Source organism: Streptomyces sp. 2323.1 (assembly GCF_900221035.1).
GTDB classification, from domain to species: domain Bacteria; phylum Actinomycetota; class Actinomycetes; order Streptomycetales; family Streptomycetaceae; genus Streptomyces; species Streptomyces sioyaensis.
The window spans coordinates 5,166,134-5,186,557 of the sequence record NZ_LT907981.1; the positions used below are offsets into that span (position 1 = coordinate 5,166,134).

Sequence of the window (20,424 nt, forward strand, 5' to 3'; positions counted from 1 at the left end):
AGCTGCTGTTTTGCGGGCTCCCCTTTGCGCCTGAACCGGCGCCGCTTTCGCGGAGGGGGTTGCTCGCCGTGGGGGGTGCTCAATTGTCGCTTCGGTGGTTGTGGGGTGGATCACTCCACAACCACCGGCTTGGCGAGGTTTCTGGGCCGGGTTATTCGACCGTGACGGACTTGGCCAGGTTGCGGGGCTTGTCGATGTCGCGGCCCAGCGCCAGGGCCGTGTGGTAGGCGAGCAGTTGGAGCGGGATGCCCATGAGGATCGGGTCCAGCTCGGGCTCGTTCTTCGGGACGACGATGGTGTGGTCGGCCTTTTCCTGCTCCTGGTGGGCGACGGCCAGGATGCGGCCGCTGCGGGCCTTGATCTCCTCCAGGGCGGCGCGGTTCTTCTCCAGCAGGTCGTCGTCGGGGACGATCGCGACGGTCGGCATGGCGGGCTCGATGAGGGCCAGCGGGCCGTGCTTGAGCTCCGAGGCCGGGTAGGCCTCGGCGTGGATGTAGGAGACCTCCTTGAGCTTCAGGGAGGCCTCACGGGCCACGGGGTAGCCGCGCACCCGGCCGATGAACATCATCGACTTGGCGTCCGCGTAGGCGGCCGACAGCTTCTTGATCTCTTCCTCGCCCTTGAGGATCTCGTCGATCTGGCCGGGCAGCTTGCGCAGGCCCTCGATGATCCGCTTGCCGTCCGCGACCGAGAGGTCACGGATCCGGCCCAGGTGCAGGGCGAGCAGCGCGAAGGAGACCACCATGTTGGTGAAGCACTTGGTGGAGACCACGCAGACCTCGGGGCCCGCGTGGACGTAGATGCCGCCGTCGGTCTCCCGGGCGATCGCCGAGCCGACCACGTTCACCAGGCCCAGCACCCGCGCGCCCTTGCGCTTGAGCTCCTGGACGGCCGCCAGGACGTCGTAGGTCTCACCGGACTGGGAGACCGCCACGTACAGCGTGTCGGGGTCCACGACCGGGTTGCGGTAGCGGAACTCGGAGGCCGGCTCGGCGTCCGAGGGGATGCGGGCCAGCTCCTCGATCATCTGGGCGCCGATCTGGCCGGCGTGATACGAGGTGCCGCAGCCCAGGATCTTGACCCGGCGCACCCCGCGCGCCTCGCGGGCGTCGAGGTTCAGGCCGCCGAGGTGCACGGTGGAGAAGCGGTCGTCGATCCGGCCGCGCAGCGCGCGGTCCACCGCGTCCGCCTGCTCGGAGATCTCCTTGTGCATGTAGGTGTCGTGGCCGCCCAGGTCGTAGGACTCGGCCGCGTACTCCACGGTCTCCGGCGTCGCGGTCGTACGCGAGCCCTCGGTGGTGTACGTGCGGTAGTCGTCGGCCTTGAGAGTGGCCATCTCGCCGTCGTCGAGGGTGACGACCTGCCGGGTGTGCGAGACCAGCGCGGCGACGTCGGAGGAGACGAACATCTCGTGGTCGCCGATGCCGAGGACGACCGGGGAGCCGTTGCGGGCGACCACGATGCGGTCGGGGAAGTCGGCGTGCAGTACGGCGATGCCGTAGGTGCCCTCGATGTGCCGCAGCGCCTCGCGGACCCGCTCCTCCAGCTTCTCGGCGTCGGAACGGGCGATGAGGTGGGCGAGGACCTCGGTGTCGGTCTCCGAGGCGAAGGCGATGCCGTCGGCGGTGAGCTTGGCGCGCAGTTCGGCGGCGTTGTCGATGATGCCGTTGTGGACGACGGCGACCTTGCCCTCGGTGTCGAGGTGCGGGTGGGCGTTCTCGTCGGTCGGCGCGCCGTGGGTGGCCCAGCGGGTGTGCGCGATGCCGGTGGAGCCCGCGAAGCGCTTCGGCAGCCGGGACTCCAGCTCCCGGACCCGGCCCTTGGCCTTGGCGGTCTTCAGGCCGCCCGCGGCCTTGCCGGTGCCCTTGGCGTGGATGGCGATGCCCGCCGAGTCGTAGCCGCGGTACTCCAGGCGCTGCAGGCCCTCCAGGAGCAGCGGAGCGACATCACGTTTGCCGATGTAGCCGACGATCCCGCACATACAGTGACCCTCCGAGAAAAATCGTGTGGCAATGGTTGTACCCGGCGCCCGTGGCGGGGGCGTCAGCCGTAGACGAGGCGGCGCAGCTGGCGGGCCGAGAGATCGGGCGGGGCCACGGCGCGGTGCGGCATCTCGTGGCGGATCCGCTCGAAGATCTCCTCGTTGCGCAGTCCCTGGGACTGCAGCTCCCGATGGCGGCGGCGGACGAATTCCTCCGTCGTCTCGTCGAAGTACGCCAGCACGTCCAGCACCACCCGGGCGGCCTCACCGCGCTGCAGCGGTGTGCTGCGCACCAGGTGGTCCACCAGGTCTTCGTGCGGCGCGTCAGCGCTGCGGTTACGGCGTTCGAGCACCCGTCGATATTGCGTGGCGGCGCGAGGAATCGCAAGAAATCTGCCCGGTATCGGGCACATCCCCGGTTTGGCGGCCGGAAAGTGGTCTGGACCTTGACCGGATCAGAGGGTCGCGGTACGCATGGTCACCGTTCGGTCGCTCCATGCCATGCACGATGCCATGTACGACGTTCGCCGAAGGGATCGTCGATGAGACGACGCAGACTGCTGTTCTCCCTGCTCCTGGTCGCCGCGGCGGGGCTGGGTACCGCCGCCGTACCGCCGCCGGGCGCCACCGGAGCCACCGCCCGGGCCGCCACCCCCCTGGACCAGGTGATCCCCGCTCCCGCGTCCGTGCACGGCGGCGGGGACGCCGTCACCCTCGGCGCGCACACCCCCATCCGCGTCCCGGGCGGCTCCGGCGAGGCCCGGAAGATCGCCGGCCGGCTGGCGGGGCTGCTGCGGCCCGCCACCGGCTTCGGCTTCCCGGTGACCACCAAGGACGGCCGGGACGGCATCGTCCTGCGGCTCGGCGGCCGCGGCACCGGGGGCCTGGGCGCCGAGGGTTACCGGCTGACCTCCGCCGGCCGTACGGTCACCCTCAGCGCCGCCCGCCCGGCCGGCCTCTTCCACGGCGTCCAGACGCTGCGCCAGCTGCTGCCCGTCGACGGGCAGCAGGGCGCGCGCCGTGGGCCCTGGCGGATCGCCGGCGGCACCATCACCGACGCGCCGCGCTACGCCTACCGCGGGGCGATGCTCGATGTCTCCCGGCACTTCTTCACCGTCGCGCAGGTCAAGCGCTACATCGACCAGCTAGCCATGTACAAGATCAACAAGCTGCATCTGCACCTCTCGGACGACCAGGGCTGGCGGATCGCGATCAAGTCCTGGCCGCGGCTGGCGACCTACGGCGGCTCCACCCAGGTCGGCGGCGGCCCCGGCGGCTACTACACCAAGGACGACTACCGCGAGATCGTCCGCTATGCCGCCGACCGCTATCTGACCGTCGTCCCCGAGATCGACATGCCCGGCCACACCAACGCCGCGCTCGCCTCCTACGCGGAGCTCAACTGCAACGGCCAGGCCCCGCCGCTCTACACCGGCACCAAGGTCGGCTTCAGCTCGCTGTGCGTGCCGAAGCAGGTGACCTACGACTTCGTGGACGACGTCATCCGCGAGCTGGCGGCCCTGACGCCCGGCCGCTACCTCCACATCGGCGGCGACGAGGCGCACTCCACCAGCCATGCGGACTACGTGGCCTTCATGGACAAGGTGCAGCCGGTGGTCGCCAAGTACGGCAAGACCGTGATCGGCTGGCACCAGCTGACCGGAGCGCACCCGGTCAAGGGCGCCGTCGCCCAGTACTGGGGCTATGACAAGACCGGCACGGCGGAGCGCACCCAGGTCGCCGACGCCGCCAGGAACGGCACCCGGCTGATCCTCTCGCCGGCCGACCGCGCCTACCTCGACATGAAGTACGACCGGAACACCCCGCTGGGCCTGTCCTGGGCCGGCTATGTCGACGTCAAGCGGTCCTACGACTGGGACCCGGGCCGCTATCTCGACGGCGCGCCCGCGGGATCCGTCCTCGGCGTCGAGGCGCCGCTGTGGACCGAGACCCTCTCCACCACCGCACACATCGAGTACATGGCCTTCCCGCGGCTGCCGGGCATCGCGGAGCTGGGCTGGTCCCCGGCGGACAGCCACGACTGGGACGGCTACAAGGTGCGGCTGGCCGCCCAGGGGCCGCGCTGGGACGCCCTGGGCATCAACTACTACCGCTCACCGGACGTGCCCTGGCCCGGTAAGTGAGCCCGCCGGCCGGGCGTCCGCGGACGCCCGGCCGGTCCGGCGTCAGAGCCCCAGCTCCCGGGCGATCAGCATCCGCTGGACCTCGCTGGTGCCCTCGCCGATCTCCAGGATCTTGGCGTCCCGCCACATCCGGGCGACCGGGTACTCGTTCATGAAGCCGTACCCGCCGTGGATCTGGGTGGCCTCGCGGGCGTTGTCCACCGCGATCTCGGACGAGTAGAGCTTGGCGAGCGCGGCCTCCTTCTTGAAGGGCTCGCCGTGCACCAGCCGGGAGGCGGCATGGCGCCAGGACAGCCGGGAGGTGTGGGCGCGCATCTCCATGTCGGCCAGCTTGAACTGGATCGCCTGGTTGCTGCCGATCGCACGGCCGAAGGCCTGCCGCTCCTTGGCGTAGCGCACCGACTCGTCCACACAGCCCTGCGCCAGGCCGGTGGCCAGCGCGGCGATGGCGATCCGGCCCTCGTCGAGGATGCGCAGGAACTGGGCGTAGCCCCGGCCCTCCTCGCCCAGCAGGTTGGCGGCCGGGACCCGGACGTCCGAGAAGGACAGCTCGCGGGTGTCCGAGGCGCTCCAGCCGACCTTGGAGTACGGGGCGCCGACCGTGAAGCCGGGCGTACCGGACGGCACGATGATCGAGGAGATCAGCGGGGAGCCGCCAGAGGGGTCGGATGCAGCCTTGCGGCCGGTGACGGCGGTGACCGTGACCAGACCGGTGATGTCCGTACCGGAGTTGGTGATGAAGCACTTGCTGCCGTTGATCACCCAATCTCCGCCGTCGCGCACAGCCGTCGTCCGCGTCGCGCCGGCGTCCGAGCCGCCGTCCGGCTCGGTCAGGCCGAAGGCGCCGAGCACCTCACCGCTGCACAGCTTGGGCAGCCACTCGCGCTTCTGCTCCTCCGTGCCGAAGTGGTAGATCGGCATGGCGCCCAGGGAGACGCCGGCCTCCAGGGTGATGGCCACCGAGGAGTCGACCCGGGCCAGCTCCTCCAGGGCGATGCCGAGCGCGAGGTAGTCGCCGCCCATCCCGCCGTACTCCTCGGGGAACGGCAGGCCGAACAGGCCCATCCGGCCCATCTCCTGCACGATCTCGTACGGGAACGCATGCTGCTCGTAGTACTCGCCGATCTTCGGGGCGATGACGTCGTGCGCGAACGCCTCGACCGTGCGCCGGAGTTCTTCCAGCTCGGCGGGCAGACGGTGGTCCAGGGACATGGGGGTCACTCCTTGTGGGAGAGGGCGCGGAGGGTACGTGAGGGGCTCGGCCGGCCGAGGACCTCGGCCATCCACGCGCTGGTGGCGGTCAGCCGGCCGAGGTCGACGCCGGTCTCGATGCCGAGGCCGTGCAGCATCCACACCAGGTCTTCGGTGGCGAGATTGCCGGTGGCGCTCTTGGCGTACGGGCAGCCGCCGAGGCCGCCCGCCGAGGCGTCGATGGTGGTGACGCCGTGCTGGAGTGCGGCGAAGGTGTTGGCGAGGGCCTGCCCGTAGGTGTCGTGGAAGTGGACGCCCAGGCGGGAGGTGGCCACGCCCGCCTCGTTGAGGGCGGCGAGCAGCTGCTGCACATGACCGGGGGTGGCCACGCCGATGGTGTCGCCCAGGCTCAGCTCGTCACAGCCCAGGTCGAGCAGCTCCCGGCAGACCCGGACGGTCTGCGCCACGGGCACCGGGCCCTCCCAGGGGTCGCCGAAGCACATCGAGAGATAGCCGCGGACGTGCACGTCGGCGTCCTTGGCCCGCGCGATGACCGGGGCGAACATCGCCAGCGCCGCATCGACCGTGCGGTTGAGGTTGGCCTGGGCGAACGACTCGGTGGCGCTGCCGAACACCGCGATCCGGCGGGCGCCCAGGGCGAGCGCACGGTCCAGACCCCGTTCGTTGGGCACCAGGACGGGCAGCCGGTGCGGATCGATGTCGCTCAGCTGCGGGAACAGCTGCTCCGCGTCGGCGAGTTGGGGCACCCACTTGGGGTGGACGAAGCTGGTGGCCTCGACGAGCGGCAGGCCCGCCGCGGCGAGGCGGTGGATGAACTCCGCCTTGATCTCCGTGGGGACGACGGTCTGCTCGTTCTGCAGGCCGTCGCGCGCGCCGACCTCATGGATCCGTACGCGGGCGGGCAGCCCCTCCGCGGGGATCTCCATCGGCAGTCCGGCTGCGGTCATGAGGCGCTCTCCTGCCCGCCCTCGGGGGCGCCGGCGGATGCGGCGGCCTCGTCGGGGTCCTCGTGCGGGGCGACCACGGCCAGGATCTGGTCCATGGCGACGGTCGATCCCGCGGTGACGTCCAGTTCGGTGACCCGTCCGGCGTGCGGTGCGGAGATGACGTGCTCCATCTTCATCGCCTCCACGACCAACAGGCCCTGGCCCGCGGCCACTTCATCGCCGACGGCGACCTTGACGACGGTGACGGTGCCCGGCATCGGGGCCGCCAGGGTGTCCGCGCCGTGTGCCCCGGCGGCCCCCCGCAGCGCCGCCGCTACCGGGTCGTGGTCGGTCACCTGCCAGGAGTCGCCGTCCCTGCCGAGCCAGTCGCCGGCGCGGTGGAAGCTGTGCACCACGCCGTCGACGGTGACCCGTACCCGGTCCGGGGTGACCTGCCCGGCCGGCGCGTCCGGCCGGACGTCCCGGGCGACGGGGTCATGGCCCGGCACCCGCAGCCAGTGGCGGACGGGGGCGGGCTCGCCGCCGAGCCGGAAGCCGCTGGGGGCGGCGAACGGGTCGCGCCAGCCGCCGTCGTCCGCCGCCGGCTCCAGCGCGGCCTGCCGCACCGCCGCGGCCGCCGCATACACCTCGTCCGGCACCGCGCCGTCGACCAGTCCGGCCGCCTCCCGCTCCACCAGGCCGGTGTCCAGCTCGCCGGAGACCACGTCCGGGTGGGCCAGCAGCCGGCGCAGGAAACCGGCGTTCGTGGTCACCCCGAGGGTGACGGTGTCGGCCAGTGCGGCGCGCAGCCGGCGCAGTGCGCTGGCCCGGTCCGGGCCATGGGCGATGACCTTGGACAGCATCGGGTCGTAGCGGCTGCCGACCTCGCCGCCCTCGGAGAGCCCGGAGTCCGTGCGGACCCCGCCGCCCTGCGGCTCGTGCAGCGCCAGCACCGTGCCGCCGGTCGGCAGGAAGTCGCGGGCCGGGTCCTCGGCGCAGATCCGCGCCTCGATGGCGTGCCCGGTCAGGGTGATGTCCTCCTGGGCGAACGGGAGATGCTCGCCGGCCGCCACCCGCAGCTGCCACTCCACCAGATCGAGACCCGTGATGAGCTCGGTGACCGGGTGCTCCACCTGGAGACGGGTGTTCATCTCCATGAAGAAGTACGAGGCGGGGTCCTTGCCCGGGACGATGAACTCGACGGTGCCGGCGCCGCGGTAGCCGCAGGAGCGGGCCGCCTGGACGGCCGCCTCCCCCATCGCGGCGCGGGTGGCCTCGTCCAGCAGCACCGAGGGGGCCTCCTCGATGACCTTCTGGTGGCGGCGCTGGAGGGAGCATTCGCGCTCGCCGAGGTGGATCACGTTGCCGTGGCCGTCCGCCAGGACCTGGATCTCGATGTGCCGGGGCCGGTCGATCCAGCGCTCGACGAGCAGGGTGTCGTCCCCGAAGGAGGAGCGGGCCTCCCGGCGCGCGGAAGCGATCTCGTCGGCCAGCAGGGTCTCCTCGCGGACCAGCCGCATGCCCTTGCCGCCGCCGCCCGCGGACGGCTTGAGCAGCACCGGCATGCCGATCTCCCGGGCAGCGGCGGCCAGTTGGGCGTCGTCCAGCCCGCTGCCCGAGGAGCCGGGGACGACCGGGACCCCGGCCGTGCGCACCGTCTCCTTGGCGCGGATCTTGTCGCCCATCAGCTCGATGGCGTCGGCGGGCGGGCCGATGAAGACCAGCCCGGCGTCCGCGCAGGCCCGGGCGAAGGCGGCGTTCTCGGCGAGGAACCCGTAGCCGGGGTGGACCGCCTGCGCACCGGTACGGGCGGCCGCGTCCAGCAGCCGTTCCACGGACAGATAGCTCTCGGCGGCCGGGGCCGGGCCGATCCGGACGGCCGTGTCGGCCTCGCGGACGTGCCGGGCCCCGTCGTCCGCGTCGCTGAAGACGGCGACGGAGCGGATGCCGAGGGCGCGCAGGGTGCGGATGACACGGACCGCGATCTCGCCGCGGTTGGCGATGAGCACGGTGTCGAAATTGGTGGGCATACCTGGGGACATCCCTCTCACATCCGGAAGACGCCGTAGCCGGGCGCGGTGCGGTCCTTTTCGGGGAGCGGCGCATTGGCGCAGGCGGTCAGCGCCAGGCCCAGCACCTGCCGGGTCTCCAGCGGGTCGATGACGCCGTCGTCCCACAGCCGCGCGGTCGCGTAATAGGCGTTGCCCTGGGTCTCGTACTGCGCGCGGACCGGCGCCTTGAAGGCGTCCTCCTCCTCGGCGCTCCACTCCTCGCCGTGCGCCTCCAGCTGGTCGCGCTTGACGGTCGCGAGGACGGAGGCGGCCTGTTCGCCGCCCATCACCGAGATCTTGGCGTTCGGCCACATCCACAGGAAGCGCGGCGAGTAGGCCCGGCCGCACATGGAGTAGTTGCCCGCCCCGTACGAGCCGCCGATGACGACCGTCAGCTTCGGGACGCGGGTGCAGGCCACCGCCGTCACCATCTTCGCGCCATGCTTGGCGATCCCGCCGGCCTCGTACGAGCGCCCCACCATGAAGCCGGAGATGTTCTGCAGGAACAGCAGCGGGATGCCGCGCTGGTCGCACAGCTCGATGAAGTGGGCGCCCTTCTGGGCGGATTCGGAGAACAGGATGCCGTTATTGGCGACGATGCCGACCGGATGGCCGTGGACATGGGCGAAGCCGGTGACCAGCGTCGTGCCGTACTCCGCCTTGAACTCCGCGAAGCGCGAGCCGTCCACGAGCCGGGCGATCACCTCGCGGACGTCATAGGGCGTACGGGAGTCCGCGGGCACCACGCCGTAGAGCCCGGCCGGATCGGCCTTGGGCTCCTCGACGGTCCGCACCGTCCACGGCAGCGGCGCGCGCTCGCCGAGGGTGGAGACGATGGTGCGCACCAGGCGCAGCGCATGGGCGTCGTCCTCGGCGAGATGGTCGGTGACGCCGGAGGTCCTGGCGTGCACCTCGCCGCCGCCCAGCTCCTCGGCGGTGACCACCTCGCCGGTGGCGGCCTTCACCAGCGGCGGCCCGCCCAGGAAGATCGTGCCCTGGTTGCGGACGATCACGGCCTCGTCGCTCATCGCGGGTACGTAGGCGCCGCCGGCCGTGCAGGAACCGAGGACCGCGGCGATCTGCGGAATCCCCGCGCCCGACATCCGCGCCTGGTTGTAGAAGATCCGCCCGAAGTGCTCCCGGTCGGGGAAGACCTCGTCCTGCATCGGCAGGAAGGCGCCGCCGGAGTCCACGAGATACAGACAGGGCAGCCGGTTCTCCAGGGCGATCTCCTGCGCCCGCAGATGCTTCTTGACCGTCATCGGGTAGTACGTGCCGCCCTTGACCGTGGCGTCATTGGCGACGATCACCGTCTCGCGGCCGGAGACCCGGCCGATGCCGGCGATCACGCCCGCGGCCGGCGCGGCCCCGCCGTACATCCCCTCCGCGGCCAGCGGCGCCAGCTCCAGGAACGGCGAGCCGGGGTCCAGCAGGGTGTCCACCCGGTCGCGCGGCAGCAGCTTGCCGCGTGCGGTGTGCCGCGCCCTGGCCTTCTCGCCGCCGCCCAGCCGGGCCGCCGCGAGCTTCTCGCGCAGCTGGGCGGCCAGCTCGCGGTGCGCGGCCTCGTTGGCACGCCAGGAGTCGGACGCCGGATCGGCGGTACTCCCCAGCACCGGTGCCTGCTCCATCAAACGAGCCCCCTTGCTCGGTCGCTGTCCCGTCACCGCGATCCGCGGCTGCCGGGCCGTTCGGGTCGGCGACCGGGTTAATGGTCGTTAACCACACTCCCTTCAGGTTAACGAGCACTAACCCGGCTGTCTACAATCGACGGCATGAGTAATGCGCAGGCCCCCGCCCCGATCAGTCGCCGTGAGCAGATCCTCCGGGAGGCGGCCCGGCTCTTCGCGGAGCGCGGTTTTCACGGCGTCGGAGTGGACGAGATAGGGGCGGCCGTGGGCATCTCGGGCCCCGGTCTCTACCGGCACTTCGCCGGCAAGGACGCCATGCTGGCCGAGCTGCTGGTCGGCATCAGCGAGCGGCTGCTCGCCGGCGGGCGGATGCGGGTCGCGGAGGGCGGCGAGAGCCCCGAGGCGGTGCTGCGCGCGCTGATCGACGGCCATATCGACTTCGCGCTGGACGACCGCCCGCTGATCACCCTGCACGACCGCGAGCTGGACCGGCTGCGCGAGGCCGACCGCAAGCGGGTCCGCCAGCTCCAGCGGCAGTACGTGGAGCTGTGGGTGGAGGTCGTCCGGCAGGTCCACCCCGGCCCCTCCGAGTCCCGGGCCCGCGCCGCGGTGCACGCCGTCTTCGGCCTGCTCAACTCCACCCCGCACCTCGGCCGCCCCGGCGCCCTCCCGGGGCGTACGGAGATGGCGGAGCTGCTGCACGGGCTGGCGCTGGGGGCGTTCGGGGCGGTGGCGCAGGAGTCCGCGGCGGACGGCTCGATGGCGGCGGCGGTGCCGGGCGCGTAGGGCGGGCCCCGGCCCGTACGGGTTTTCGTTGACCTCTGGACAGCCTTGGTGACTGGCGGGTAGCTTTCGCTGAGCAAGCGCTTAGCCATGCGCTTGGACCGGCGACCTGGAGGAGGCGACGTAGCAATGCGCCGTACGGTGTTCAACGAGGATCACGAGGCGTTCCGCGAGACCATACGCGCCTTCATCGAGGCCGAGGTCGTGCCCGTGCACGACGAGTGGCTCGCCGCCGGCCAGGCACCCCGCGACTTCTACTACAAGCTCGGCGAGCTGGGCGTCTTCGGTATCCGCGTCCCCGAGGAGTACGGCGGCGCCGGCATCGACTCGCACAAGTTCGAGGCCGTGATGTACGAGGAGACCTCCCGCGCGGGCGTCTCCTTCGGCGGCTCCGGCGTGCATGTGCTGCTCGGTCTGCCGTACATCGAGATGCTCGCCACCGACGAGCAGAAGAAGCGCTTCCTGCCGAAGTTCGTCAGCGGCGAGGAGATGTGGGCGCTGGCGATGACCGAGCCGGGCACCGGCTCCGACCTCGCGGGCATGAAGACCACCGCCAAGCTGTCGGACGACGGCACGCACTACGTCCTCAACGGCGCCAAGACCTTCATCACCGGCGGTGTGCACGCCGACCGCGTCATCGTCTGCGCCCGCACCGCCGCGCCCCGCGAGGACGACCGCCGCTTCGGCATCTCGCTCTTCGCCGTGGACACCAAGTCCGAGGGCTACTCCGTCGGCCGCAAGCTGGACAAGCTCGGCCTGAAGGTCTCCGACACCGCCGAGCTGGCCTTCGTCGACGTCAAGGTCCCGGTCGAGGACCTGCTGGGCGAGGAGAACAAGGGCTTCGGCTACCTGGGGCTGAACCTCGCCTCCGAGCGCTGGGGCATCGCCTTCGGCGCCTACGCCCAGGCCAAGGCGGCCGTCCGGTTCGCCAAGGAGTACGTGCAGGAGCGCACCGTCTTCGGCAAGCCCGTCGCCGCCTTCCAGAACACCAAGTTCGAACTGGCCGCCTGCCAGGCCGAGGTGGACGCCGCCGAGGCCGTCGCCGACCGCGCGCTGGAGGCCCTGGACGCCGGTGAGCTGAGCCCGGCCGAGGCCGCCTCCGCCAAGCTGTTCTGCACCGAGGTCGCGCACCGTGTGATCGACAAGTGCCTCCAGCTGCACGGCGGCTACGGCTTCATGAACGAGTACCCGATCGCCCGCCTGTACGCCGACAACCGCGTCAACCGCATCTACGGCGGCACCAGCGAGGTCATGAAGATGATCATCGCCAAGTCCATGGGGCTGTAGGCCGGAACGGACTCCGACAGGCCATACGCACGTGAACGACGCACTGCAGTCGCTGCTCGGTCTGCTCTCCCTGGAGCGGATCGAGCAGGACATCTTCCGCGGGCAGAGCCGTGCCTCGGTCGTGCCCCGCGTCTTCGGCGGCCAGGTCGCCGCCCAGGCGCTGGTCGCGGCCGGCCGGACGGTCCCCGCCGACCGGCCGCCGCACTCCCTGCACGCCTACTTCCTGCGCCCCGGCGACCCCGGCGCGCCCATCGTCTACACCGTCGACCGCATCCGCGACGGCCGCTCCTTCACCACCCGCCGGGTCGTCGCCGTCCAGCACGGCCAGCCGATCTTCCACCTCTCGGCCTCCTTCCAGACCCAGGAGGAGGGCCTGGAACACCAGGAGCCGATGCCGCCCGCACCGGACCCGCTGACCCTGCCCACCCCCGCCGAGATCCTTCCGCGGCACGCCGGCCGGTACCTCACCCCGGCCGTCGCCGACCGGCTCTTGGAGGCCCGGGCCGCGATCGACCTGCGATACGTCGACGAGCCGCCCTACGCCACCGTCGGCGAGGTGCGCGAGCCCCGCTCCCAGGTCTGGTTCCGCACGAACGGCGACCTGGACAAGGCCCTCGCCGACGGCGCCGACTGCAGCGACACCGTCACCCGCCCCCTCCTCGACATCTGCCTGGTCACCTACGTCTCCGACATGACCCTCCTGGACTCGATCCTGCTCGCCCACGGCCGCGGCGGCTGGGCGGTCGGCGACGTCGTCGGCGCCAGCCTGGACCACGCGATGTGGTTCCACCGGCCAGTGCGCGCCGACGACTGGCTGCTGTACGACCAGGAGTCGCCTACGGCCCAGGGCGGCCGGGGGCTGGGCAAGGGGCGGATCTTTACGGCGGAGGGGGCGTTGGCGGTTTCGGTGATTCAGGAGGGGGTTATTCGGGTGCCGCGGGCGTAGGCAGGTGGGTGGTGCTCTACGACAAGGAACCCCCCACCGCCCAGGGCGGCCGCGACATCGGCAAGGGCCGCATCTTCACGGCGGACAGACAGCCGACGGTGTCGGTGATCCAGGAGGTCATCCGGGTGCTGCGGCGGTAGGGGCTGGCCGGCACCCTGGCAGGGATCCCCCCAGGGGACGAGGTGGTTCACGGCCGCCTGTTGTCGGGCCTGTGGATGCCGTATGAGGGCCAGCCGTCACGGGTGCCCCGGTAGATGAAGTTGTTCTTCTGCAAGACCCGGCCGGAGGCGGTGTTGTCGGGGTGGTGCCGGGCGCCGACGCTCGTGATCCCGGTGGTGGTGAAGGCGTGGCGCAGCATGCCGGCGACGGCTTGAGTGGCGTATCCCCGGCCCCATGAGTCCTCGCGCAGGAGGTAACTGATGATGGCGTGCCGCTCGGTGCGGCATCGCAGCCGGACCATCCCGAGCAGGTCGTCGTCGGCTGCGATGCCGAACGCCCATCGGTCACGTGGCTCGGCGCGGGCGCAGGCAAGTGTGTTCGCCGCCAGGTCAGCGGCCTCGTCGAGGGTGAGTGCCCGGCGCTCGATGTACTTCAAGGACGCGCCGCGATAGATCCGTTGGAGCGCGGGAGCGTCCTCCATGACGAGTTCCCGGAGCTCGATCACCTAGCCACCTTCGCCAGGGTTTCGGCGAGTTCGGCGGCCGTGGGCCGGTCACTCGCCCTGCCTAGGAGGACCAGCCGCAGGAGGTCCTGGAACGCCGGCCAGGGGGCTGCGGTGTCGAGGGGGATGCGATGGCCGGCGATGTGCGCGCGGATTTCTGCCGGGGTGAGCCGGCCGGGCTCGATTCCGGCCACGGCGTAGTCCAGTGGCCAGCGGCCGGTGACGCAGGTCCATAACGTTCCGGCGAGGGCGTACACGTCGCCGGCGGTACTGGGGGTGGCCGGCTGGCCGGCATTGATGGACGCGGCCAGTTCCGGCGCTACCAGGTGGGTGATGCCGCCGCGGAATCCGGTGACCGGTTGCGTACCTTCGCGCCAGGACCAGGAACAGTCGATCAGCCGTACGCCGTGGTCGGTATGGAGGCCATGGGAGGGCTGGAGGTCGGAGTGGATCCAGCCGGAGGAGTGGAGCTCGGCCACGGCCCGGCACAGGTCCACGGAGGCTGACAGGGCGCCATTCTTCCCGTCCGCCGCACCCCGCACAGGAGCGAAGGCCTGCCAGGTCGAAGGCCCCCCAAACCATCGGGTCACCAGCCAGGCAGCACCCTCGTCCCCGCCGGAGGCCAGCAGGTAGTCGGGCCAACCGATCGCCTTGAGGACCGCTGCCTCCCGTTGAGTGACGGCCGCACCCTCGCCGTCGCCGGCCTTGACCGCCACCGCCCCCTCCGGGCCGGTCGCCTTCCACACCGCCGCGCCACGCCGGTAGGAGATCTCCTTCAGCGCGACCGGAATGCCGCAGGCCGCTTCGGTGGCGGCTACGGCGGCTGTGGGGAAACCAGGGAACTCGCCCATTTCTTCACTGCCTTCCATTCGTACGGGAGCCCCTGAAACACCTCGCGTCCGTCATCCACAGCTGTTGAGAGCGAAAGAGCGAGGTCCGGGGTGTCTGCAAGAAACCGGGGGTCGACAGGCCGGACGGCGCAGCGCACGGCGAGGAACGAGACGGGCGGTGCGGGAATGCGTTCTCCGCGTTGGGCGGCGCCTTCTTCGCCGGTCCAGAACTTGCCGAACATCAGCCCCACCGGTCCGTAGAGGTGCTTCAGCGCCCAGTGCGGCCACGCCATCAGTGCGCGATGGGGAGTGGCGTGGCCTCCCAGGAGCACGATGTTCTCGCATACGAGCGTGCCGTGCCGCCGGGTCCTCAACGGCCGTATCCACTCTGCGGCCTGCACCCCCGCGTGGAACACCTCGGCCTCAACATCGGTTGCCCGGGCGTCCTCGGCGATCTCGTACACCGTCCAGCCCGTCAGTCCCCGTGCCACCGACGGCATCAGGAACGGGCAGTGGGGGGCCACCGCACGGACGTAGTCGCTGATGTCCGCCGTCTGGGGTCGCGTGGTCCGGCCCTCGACGAGGCGGAGCGCCCCTGCGGTAGGCCGGGACGCTCCGCCGATGTGTGCAGTGATCACCGGATGGTGACCTTCCGCCGCTTCGGAGCGGTTTCGGGGTCTTCCGGTACGGGCGAGCAGTTCCACTCGGCCCACACTTCGCCGGTTGCCCGGTAGTAGTCCGCGGCCTTCTCGTCGACGGTGCCGTCTGCGTCCGTGAACCAGATGCCGGGCAGCGGCCCGAACATTTCCTCGTACGTGCGGATCCAGGAAACCTTTCCCGACCCATGGCTGGTGACGTGCCCGAAGACCTGCCGGGCGTGCTGATGGCAGAACGGGGCGTACTCGGGAGTGCCCGCCAGCCGATGCCATGCTGCATCGACAGTGGGGGAGAACATCTCCGGAGCGGCGTTGCCTGCCTCGAACTCCCGGGCGCTGACCTCAAAGAACCTTCCCAGTTCTACCTGCTCCGGGGTTTGTGTGGGACTCATGCTGTGCTCCTCTCGATGGGTAGGGGTGATGTGGTGTTGAGGGACCCAGGACTCCTGGCCTCAACGGAAGTCGTCGGCCGCGATCCGCTCGGCACGAGTCCGCTTCACCGACAACGTGGTCGGGTCCTGCACCGGCCATTCCTTGTTTCCCGGAATCCGCAGGTAGAGGATGCCTGTCCGGATGTCGGTCAGCACGGCCAGCCGCCCAGGGGCGTACTCGACTTCATCGCCGACCTCCGGCGACTGCCGGGGACTCACCGCGCGGCCTCCGCTTCCGTGGCGACGCCCAGCAGGACGGTGCAGGGTCGGCATGTGTGCCGGCCGTCCGGACCGGTGACCTTCTCCCGTGCCAGGCTGTAGATGCTGTGGCAGCACGGGCACGCCTGGCCCGTGATCTCGTGGACCGTCCAAGCCTCCGGGGCGGGAACTGCATCCCACCCCGTGGTCATGACGCGCCTCCGAGGCCGAGGTAGGCGGCCCACTCGCCTGAGTCCCAGCCGACGGGGTCGCCGTGTCGGCGGCGGAAAGCGCGAGCTTCAGGTGGCAGGCGTTTTGTGCCGGCCTGTACGGAGGATGCCGATCGCGAGTGCGCAGCCGCATCGGCGAGGGGGTGGTGAGTGGTTGATGCAGTCGGCATCTTGCTGGTCCTCCAGTTCGCTGTGGACGCGGGCGGCCACGACGGGAGCGCGACGGCCCGAAGAGCCGTCGCGTCGTCCCGGAATCCCGAGAGGTGTGTGTCGCGGCCACTCAGGCACCGGAGCCGCGCAGTCGGCTCATGACCAGCTAACGCGGTGCCAGGGCAAGGTGATTAGGGAGATCGGGCCATCTCTTTTTCACCACCCCTAGGGCGATTTGGCTACCCCTTTAGCTGACGATGCGGTGACTGCGGGGCTACGGTGCGTGCATGAGTGCTGTGCGAAACGCGACGCTTGAAGCATGGATGACGGAAAACGGCTACAGCTCCAATTCGCTGGCCGAGGCAGTGAATTCGGCAGTCGGGGACCTCACCGGGAAAGTCGGAGGGCTGGACGGCTCATCGGTCCGGGACTGGAAAGCGGGCCGGGTGCGGTGGCCGAAGTCGGCGACCCGGGTGGCGCTGGAGAAAGTCACCGGGCTGCCCGCCACCGCCTTAGGGTTCGTACCGCGGGGCCGTGCCCCGTCGTCCGCCCCCGCACCACCGCCGGAGGACCCTGTGGAACGTCGTCGTTTCCTCACCGCCGGGACGGCCGTGGCCGCTGCCGCGGCCACGCCTGTGTCCCGTTCCCACCGCCGGATCGGAACGAGCGACGTTGACCGACTCCGACAACGTTTCGCCGAAATCATCGCGAGCGATCACCGGCACGGCGGCCGGCTCGGTATCGAGCAGAAAGCCGTAGCGCTCGCCGACGAGGCCCTGGCCCTACAGAATTCCGGGAGCGCCAGTCAGCGAGTGCGTGCGTATGTGTACGCATGCGCGGCGGCATTCCGGTCCTCGGCGATGTGGGCCGCGATCGACGGGCGGCGTTACGAAGAGGCGATGGTCCATATGCGGGAAGCCCAAGCACTCGCCGAATTATCAGCCGACCCGGCCATCAAATTCCGCATTTGGTCACACGCCGGAACGCTGTACCGGCACATGGGGCGCCCCGCTGAAGCAATGGCTGCGAATGACGTTGCCCGAAGCCTCTCCCTCACGCGTCGTGATCCACTGTTCGCATCCCTCGGTCTTGCCAGGCAGGCAGCCATTCACGGTGTGGCCAGAAATGTCACGGCTGCCCGACGCAGCTTCGCTCAGGCCCAGGAAGCGATGGACCGCGCCGATCCGCGCGCCAACCGCCCCGTGTGGATGACCTCGTTTTATGACCAGGCGGAGTTGGATTCGCTCGCGCTCACCGGATACCTCGCCCTCGGCGACTATGAGACGGCGGAAGCGCACGCGCACCGATGCTTGGCGGCCCTCCGGCCCCACATGCAACGGTCAAAGGCCATCGCCACTACTCGGCTGGCGTGCGCCCAACTCGGCCAGGAGGATGTAGGGCCCGCTGTCGCCACCGCTATGTCGGTCCCCCTCGATGCTGCTGCACATCACCCGCGGGTCGCCCGGATGCTCCGCGGCTTCCACATCAAGATTCACACCATGGCGCCGAACAGTCAGACCACCCGCATGTGGAATCAGTACGTACACACCACCTGGAAGGAATCGGCATGACGCCCACCGTCGAGCTGCGCACGTTCCACTCGCTCGAACCGGCCCGGCAAGACCTCCTGGACGTGTATGCCGATGTCCGTGCAGATCTCTTGCACCTGCCGAACTACGCGGTCACTGCCTTCGCTGAGCGCCTCGACCGGCATTCCCAGGAACCAGGTTGGGTAGCGCTCCTTGCGTATGGGCAGGACGAGCCCATCGGCTATGCGTACGCCAACACGGTTGATGCCGAGGACCGTTGGTGGAAACGCGTCACACCGGCTCCGCCGGCTGAATACACCGAGCGGCATGCCGTAGCCCTCAAAGAAATCGGCGTTCGTATCCCATGGCGCGGCACCGGCATCGCCCGGCGCATCCACGACGCCCTCCTTGCCGACCGCAACGAGCCGTACGTCTCGCTCATGGTCAACCCGCTCGCCGGAAACGGAAAGGTACACCGCCTCTACGAGTCCTGGGGATACGCAGACATCGGCCAGAGCCAGCCCTCGCCCGCCTCACCGGTCCTGATGGCGATGGTCAGGTCCGTTCGCTGAGTACGGGCCCACCGAACCGGTTCCGCCCCAGGGGCTTTGTCGGTCGGCCCGCTCCGCCGGGCTCGTTCAGCCCAACCCCGCCGCATCCAACAAATAAGCAGTCAACGGGTCGTAATGCCGCGGGCTCAGGACATGGTCGTCCAGGGGGATCGTTACCCGTACTGTGCCCTCGGCCTCGGCCAGGAAGAGGGCCGGGTCGTTGGAGTCGGCGAAGCCGACCGCGTCCAGGCCGCGTTGGCCGGCGCAGCCTGCCCAGCCGTGGTCGGCCACGACCAGGTCCGGCAGCGGGCGTCCCTCCCGTTCCAGGCCGTCCAGGATGGCGGCCATCGGCTCGGGGGAGTGGGTGTGCCAGAGCGTTGCGCCGCGTTCCAGCATTGCGACGTCGGCGAACTGGAAGACCATGCCGTCGTCCGCCCGCAGCCCGTCGGGGATGACGACGATCTCGCAGTCCGCCGCGCGCAGCGCCTCGGCCGTGGCGCGGTGCACGTCCAGCAGCCCGCCCGGATGGCCGGTCGCGAACAGCACCCGCTGCCGGTCGGCCGCCGCCTTGCGCAGCACCGCGGCCGCGCGGTCCAGCGCATCCACCGTCAGCTCCGGGTCGATGGTGTCCTGGCCCTGCCGGTGGTGCGGATCGTCGTTCACGCCGCAGCGCTCCGCCATGACGGCCAGGATGTCCTGCTCGTCCGCCCACCGGTCGCCGAACTCCAGGCCGAACCAGTAGTGGCGGTCGCCGTTGGCGAGCCTGCGGTAGTGGGTGAGGTTGTTCTCGCGGGGGGTGGCGACCTCACCGGCGATCCGGGTCCGTACGAGATGATCGACGAGTTCGGCGCGCGTGGGGGCGGTGGCTGCGGAGGCTATCGGCATAGCGCCATTGTGCCCGTAGGGATGATGCGGGGCCGGATGGTTCCGCAGCCCGGACACGGGGGTGTGGGGAGTGGTACGGCGCCGCCGGGGTGTGTAGGGGAGGAATGCCAGGTCACCGGGGTGCGGGAGTCCCGTACGGGCGGCTGGCCAAATTGTCGAATGCCGCTGGCTCGCGCCCCGCAAATGTCCATGGGCCAATCGCCGGGCTCTCCCTACCCTCACCCTCATGACCTCCACCTCCTCCGGGCCCGTGGGCCCCGTCGACTCCTCCCGTGTCCCGCGCTACGCCGGGCCCGCGACGTTCGCGCGGCTGCCCCGCCTCGACGAGGTCGGCGGCCGGGCCGACGTGGCCGTCGTCGGCGTCCCCTTCGACACCGGCGTCTCCTACCGCCCCGGCGCCCGCTTCGGCGGCAACGCCATCCGCGAGGCGTCCCGCCTGCTGCGGCCGTACAACCCGGCCCAGGACGCGTCCCCCTTCGCGCTCGCCCAGGTCGCCGACGCCGGTGACATCGCCGCGAACCCGTTCAACATCAACGAGGCCGTGGAGACGGTCGAGGCCGCGGCCGACGATCTGCTCGCCGGCGGCGCCCGGATGATGACCCTCGGCGGCGACCACACCATCGCCCTGCCGCTCCTCCGCTCGGTCGCCAAGAAGCACGGCCCGGTCGCGCTGCTGCACTTCGACGCCCATCTGGACACCTGGGACACCTACTTCGGCGCCGAGTACACCCACGGCACCCCGTTCCGCCGGGCCGTCGAGGAAGGCATCCTCGACACCTCCGCGCTCTCCCACGTCGGCACCCGCGGTCCGCTCTACGGCAAGAAGGACCTCGACGACGACGAGAAGATGGGCTTCGGCATCGTCACCTCGGCCGATGTCATGCGGCGCGGCGTCGACGAGGTCGCCGACCAGCTGCGCCAGCGCATCGGCGACCGTCCGCTGTACATCTCCATCGACATCGACGTGCTGGACCCGGCGCACGCGCCCGGCACCGGCACCCCCGAGGCCGGCGGCCTGACCTCCCGCGAACTCCTGGAGATCCTGCGCGGGTTGTCGTCCTGCAACCTGGTCTCGGCGGACGTCGTCGAGGTCGCTCCGGCGTACGACCACGCGGAGATCACCTGCGTGGCCGCGTCGCACACCGCGTACGAGCTGACGACGATCATGTCGCGGCAGATCGCGGCGGGGCGGGACGGGCAGTAGGCCCGAGGAGCGGCCCCGTGGGGCCGCGCGTACCCGGCACCCGGAACGCCGGCCCGTCACGGAGGGACGTGGCGGGCCGGCGTTCGTGCGCAGGGCCGGGCCCTCCGCCACCAGCTGTGGTTCGCGGACGGCGCCGCGCTC

At 70.7% G+C, this 20,424-nt stretch carries 20 protein-coding genes; 8 read left to right on the plus strand and 12 right to left on the minus strand.

Going from position 1 to position 20,424, the window contains the following annotated elements; all coding sequences use genetic code 11:
- Positions 1–151 precede the first annotated feature (151 nt).
- Positions 152–1,981, minus strand: a complete 1,830-nt coding sequence (glmS, locus tag CPH93_RS22245; protein WP_093483355.1) for a glutamine--fructose-6-phosphate transaminase (isomerizing) — start codon at positions 1,979–1,981, stop codon at positions 152–154.
- A 62-nt stretch (positions 1,982–2,043) separates the two neighbouring features.
- Complete coding sequence (locus tag CPH93_RS22250) at positions 2,044–2,334, minus strand: hypothetical protein (RefSeq protein WP_006605447.1); 291 nt, start codon at positions 2,332–2,334, stop codon at positions 2,044–2,046.
- Positions 2,335–2,523: 189 nt separating this feature from the next.
- On the opposite strand from CPH93_RS22250, the gene CPH93_RS22255 reads away from it, so the two are divergent.
- Positions 2,524–4,125: a beta-N-acetylhexosaminidase gene (locus CPH93_RS22255; RefSeq protein WP_096213845.1), complete on the plus strand. Its 1,602-nt coding sequence runs from the start codon at positions 2,524–2,526 to the stop codon at positions 4,123–4,125.
- A 42-nt stretch (positions 4,126–4,167) separates the two neighbouring features.
- On the opposite strand, the gene CPH93_RS22260 is transcribed toward CPH93_RS22255, so the two are convergent.
- Genes CPH93_RS22260 through CPH93_RS22275 form a run of 4 tightly spaced genes read right to left on the minus strand, consistent with a single transcriptional unit; the run spans position 4,168 to position 9,942 of the window.
- Positions 4,168–5,337, minus strand: coding sequence for an acyl-CoA dehydrogenase family protein (locus CPH93_RS22260; protein WP_096213846.1), 1,170 nt, complete (start codon positions 5,335–5,337; stop codon positions 4,168–4,170).
- Positions 5,338–5,342: 5 nt separating this feature from the next.
- Positions 5,343–6,284 carry a hydroxymethylglutaryl-CoA lyase gene (locus CPH93_RS22265; protein WP_096213847.1) on the minus strand — a complete coding sequence of 314 codons (942 nt, stop codon included), beginning with the start codon at positions 6,282–6,284 and terminating at the stop codon, positions 5,343–5,345.
- Entirely contained in the window at positions 6,281–8,293 is a 2,013-nt protein-coding gene (locus CPH93_RS22270) for an acetyl-CoA carboxylase biotin carboxylase subunit (RefSeq protein WP_096213848.1), read from the minus strand. The genes CPH93_RS22265 and CPH93_RS22270 overlap by 4 nt, the downstream gene beginning before the upstream one ends.
- Positions 8,294–8,310: 17 nt before the next feature.
- Positions 8,311–9,942, minus strand: a complete 1,632-nt coding sequence (locus CPH93_RS22275; protein WP_096213849.1) for a carboxyl transferase domain-containing protein — start codon at positions 9,940–9,942, stop codon at positions 8,311–8,313.
- A 144-nt stretch (positions 9,943–10,086) separates the two neighbouring features.
- Here CPH93_RS22275 and CPH93_RS22280 point away from each other — a divergent pair, with 144 nt between their 5' ends.
- From CPH93_RS22280 to CPH93_RS37310, 4 genes are all read left to right on the plus strand, one after another.
- On the plus strand, positions 10,087–10,728 hold the full coding sequence (locus tag CPH93_RS22280; protein ID WP_096213850.1) for an SACE_7040 family transcriptional regulator: 642 nt from the start codon (positions 10,087–10,089) through the stop codon (positions 10,726–10,728).
- Positions 10,729–10,854: 126 nt separating this feature from the next.
- On the plus strand, positions 10,855–12,012 hold the full coding sequence (locus CPH93_RS22285) for an acyl-CoA dehydrogenase family protein (protein ID WP_096213851.1): 1,158 nt from the start codon (positions 10,855–10,857) through the stop codon (positions 12,010–12,012).
- A gap of 31 nt (positions 12,013–12,043) precedes the next feature.
- Positions 12,044–12,958 (plus strand): acyl-CoA thioesterase, encoded by a 915-nt coding sequence (locus CPH93_RS22290; RefSeq protein WP_096213852.1) that lies wholly within the window; start codon positions 12,044–12,046, stop codon positions 12,956–12,958.
- An 11-nt stretch (positions 12,959–12,969) separates the two neighbouring features.
- Positions 12,970–13,098: a hypothetical protein gene (locus CPH93_RS37310; protein ID WP_269460116.1), complete on the plus strand. Its 129-nt coding sequence runs from the start codon at positions 12,970–12,972 to the stop codon at positions 13,096–13,098.
- Positions 13,099–13,145: 47 nt separating this feature from the next.
- Here CPH93_RS37310 and CPH93_RS22295 read toward each other — a convergent pair whose 3' ends face one another.
- The 5 genes from CPH93_RS22295 to CPH93_RS22315 form a co-directional block, all read right to left on the minus strand.
- Positions 13,146–13,622: a GNAT family N-acetyltransferase gene (locus tag CPH93_RS22295; RefSeq protein ID WP_096213853.1), complete on the minus strand. Its 477-nt coding sequence runs from the start codon at positions 13,620–13,622 to the stop codon at positions 13,146–13,148.
- Complete coding sequence (locus tag CPH93_RS22300; RefSeq protein ID WP_096213854.1) at positions 13,619–14,470, minus strand: hypothetical protein; 852 nt, start codon at positions 14,468–14,470, stop codon at positions 13,619–13,621. The genes CPH93_RS22295 and CPH93_RS22300 overlap by 4 nt, the downstream gene beginning before the upstream one ends.
- Positions 14,434–14,973 carry a DUF6875 domain-containing protein gene (locus CPH93_RS22305; protein ID WP_331716998.1) on the minus strand — a complete coding sequence of 180 codons (540 nt, stop codon included), beginning with the start codon at positions 14,971–14,973 and terminating at the stop codon, positions 14,434–14,436. Before CPH93_RS22305 ends, CPH93_RS22300 begins: the two co-directional genes overlap by 37 nt.
- Positions 14,974–15,083: 110 nt before the next feature.
- Entirely contained in the window at positions 15,084–15,497 is a 414-nt protein-coding gene (locus tag CPH93_RS22310) for a hypothetical protein (RefSeq protein ID WP_093483344.1), read from the minus strand.
- Positions 15,498–15,557: 60 nt separating this feature from the next.
- Positions 15,558–15,755, minus strand: coding sequence for a hypothetical protein (locus CPH93_RS22315; RefSeq protein WP_096213856.1), 198 nt, complete (start codon positions 15,753–15,755; stop codon positions 15,558–15,560).
- Positions 15,756–16,401: 646 nt separating this feature from the next.
- On the opposite strand from CPH93_RS22315, the gene CPH93_RS22325 reads away from it, so the two are divergent.
- Entirely contained in the window at positions 16,402–17,685 is a 1,284-nt protein-coding gene (locus tag CPH93_RS22325) for a Tat pathway signal sequence domain protein (protein WP_096213858.1), read from the plus strand.
- Complete coding sequence (locus CPH93_RS22330; protein ID WP_096215539.1) at positions 17,676–18,215, plus strand: GNAT family N-acetyltransferase; 540 nt, start codon at positions 17,676–17,678, stop codon at positions 18,213–18,215. Before CPH93_RS22325 ends, CPH93_RS22330 begins: the two co-directional genes overlap by 10 nt.
- 66 nt (positions 18,216–18,281) lie before the next feature.
- Here CPH93_RS22330 and CPH93_RS22335 read toward each other — a convergent pair whose 3' ends face one another.
- Complete coding sequence (locus CPH93_RS22335) at positions 18,282–19,079, minus strand: phosphatase (protein ID WP_096213859.1); 798 nt, start codon at positions 19,077–19,079, stop codon at positions 18,282–18,284.
- Between the two features lie 226 nt (positions 19,080–19,305).
- Here CPH93_RS22335 and speB point away from each other — a divergent pair, with 226 nt between their 5' ends.
- Positions 19,306–20,283: an agmatinase gene (gene speB / locus CPH93_RS22340; RefSeq protein WP_096213860.1), complete on the plus strand. Its 978-nt coding sequence runs from the start codon at positions 19,306–19,308 to the stop codon at positions 20,281–20,283.
- Positions 20,284–20,424 lie beyond the last annotated feature (141 nt).

Excerpts from the sequence above, each read along its gene's own strand:
- glmS (WP_093483355.1), bottom strand. The coding sequence starts at position 1,981 with ATGTGCGGGATCGTCGGCTACATCGGCAAACGTGATGTCGCTCCGCTG.
- CPH93_RS22255 (WP_096213845.1), top strand. The coding sequence starts at position 2,524 with ATGAGACGACGCAGACTGCTGTTCTCCCTGCTCCTGGTCGCCGCGGCG.
- CPH93_RS22260 (WP_096213846.1), bottom strand. The coding sequence starts at position 5,337 with ATGTCCCTGGACCACCGTCTGCCCGCCGAGCTGGAAGAACTCCGGCGC.
- CPH93_RS22265 (WP_096213847.1), bottom strand. The coding sequence starts at position 6,284 with ATGACCGCAGCCGGACTGCCGATGGAGATCCCCGCGGAGGGGCTGCCC.
- CPH93_RS22270 (WP_096213848.1), bottom strand. The coding sequence starts at position 8,293 with ATGCCCACCAATTTCGACACCGTGCTCATCGCCAACCGCGGCGAGATC.
- CPH93_RS22275 (WP_096213849.1), bottom strand. The coding sequence starts at position 9,942 with ATGGAGCAGGCACCGGTGCTGGGGAGTACCGCCGATCCGGCGTCCGAC.
- CPH93_RS22280 (WP_096213850.1), top strand. The coding sequence starts at position 10,087 with ATGAGTAATGCGCAGGCCCCCGCCCCGATCAGTCGCCGTGAGCAGATC.
- CPH93_RS22285 (WP_096213851.1), top strand. The coding sequence starts at position 10,855 with ATGCGCCGTACGGTGTTCAACGAGGATCACGAGGCGTTCCGCGAGACC.
- CPH93_RS22300 (WP_096213854.1), bottom strand. The coding sequence starts at position 14,470 with ATGGGCGAGTTCCCTGGTTTCCCCACAGCCGCCGTAGCCGCCACCGAA.
- CPH93_RS22310 (WP_093483344.1), bottom strand. The coding sequence starts at position 15,497 with ATGAGTCCCACACAAACCCCGGAGCAGGTAGAACTGGGAAGGTTCTTT.
- CPH93_RS22325 (WP_096213858.1), top strand. The coding sequence starts at position 16,402 with ATGAGTGCTGTGCGAAACGCGACGCTTGAAGCATGGATGACGGAAAAC.
- CPH93_RS22335 (WP_096213859.1), bottom strand. The coding sequence starts at position 19,079 with ATGCCGATAGCCTCCGCAGCCACCGCCCCCACGCGCGCCGAACTCGTC.
- speB (WP_096213860.1), top strand. The coding sequence starts at position 19,306 with ATGACCTCCACCTCCTCCGGGCCCGTGGGCCCCGTCGACTCCTCCCGT.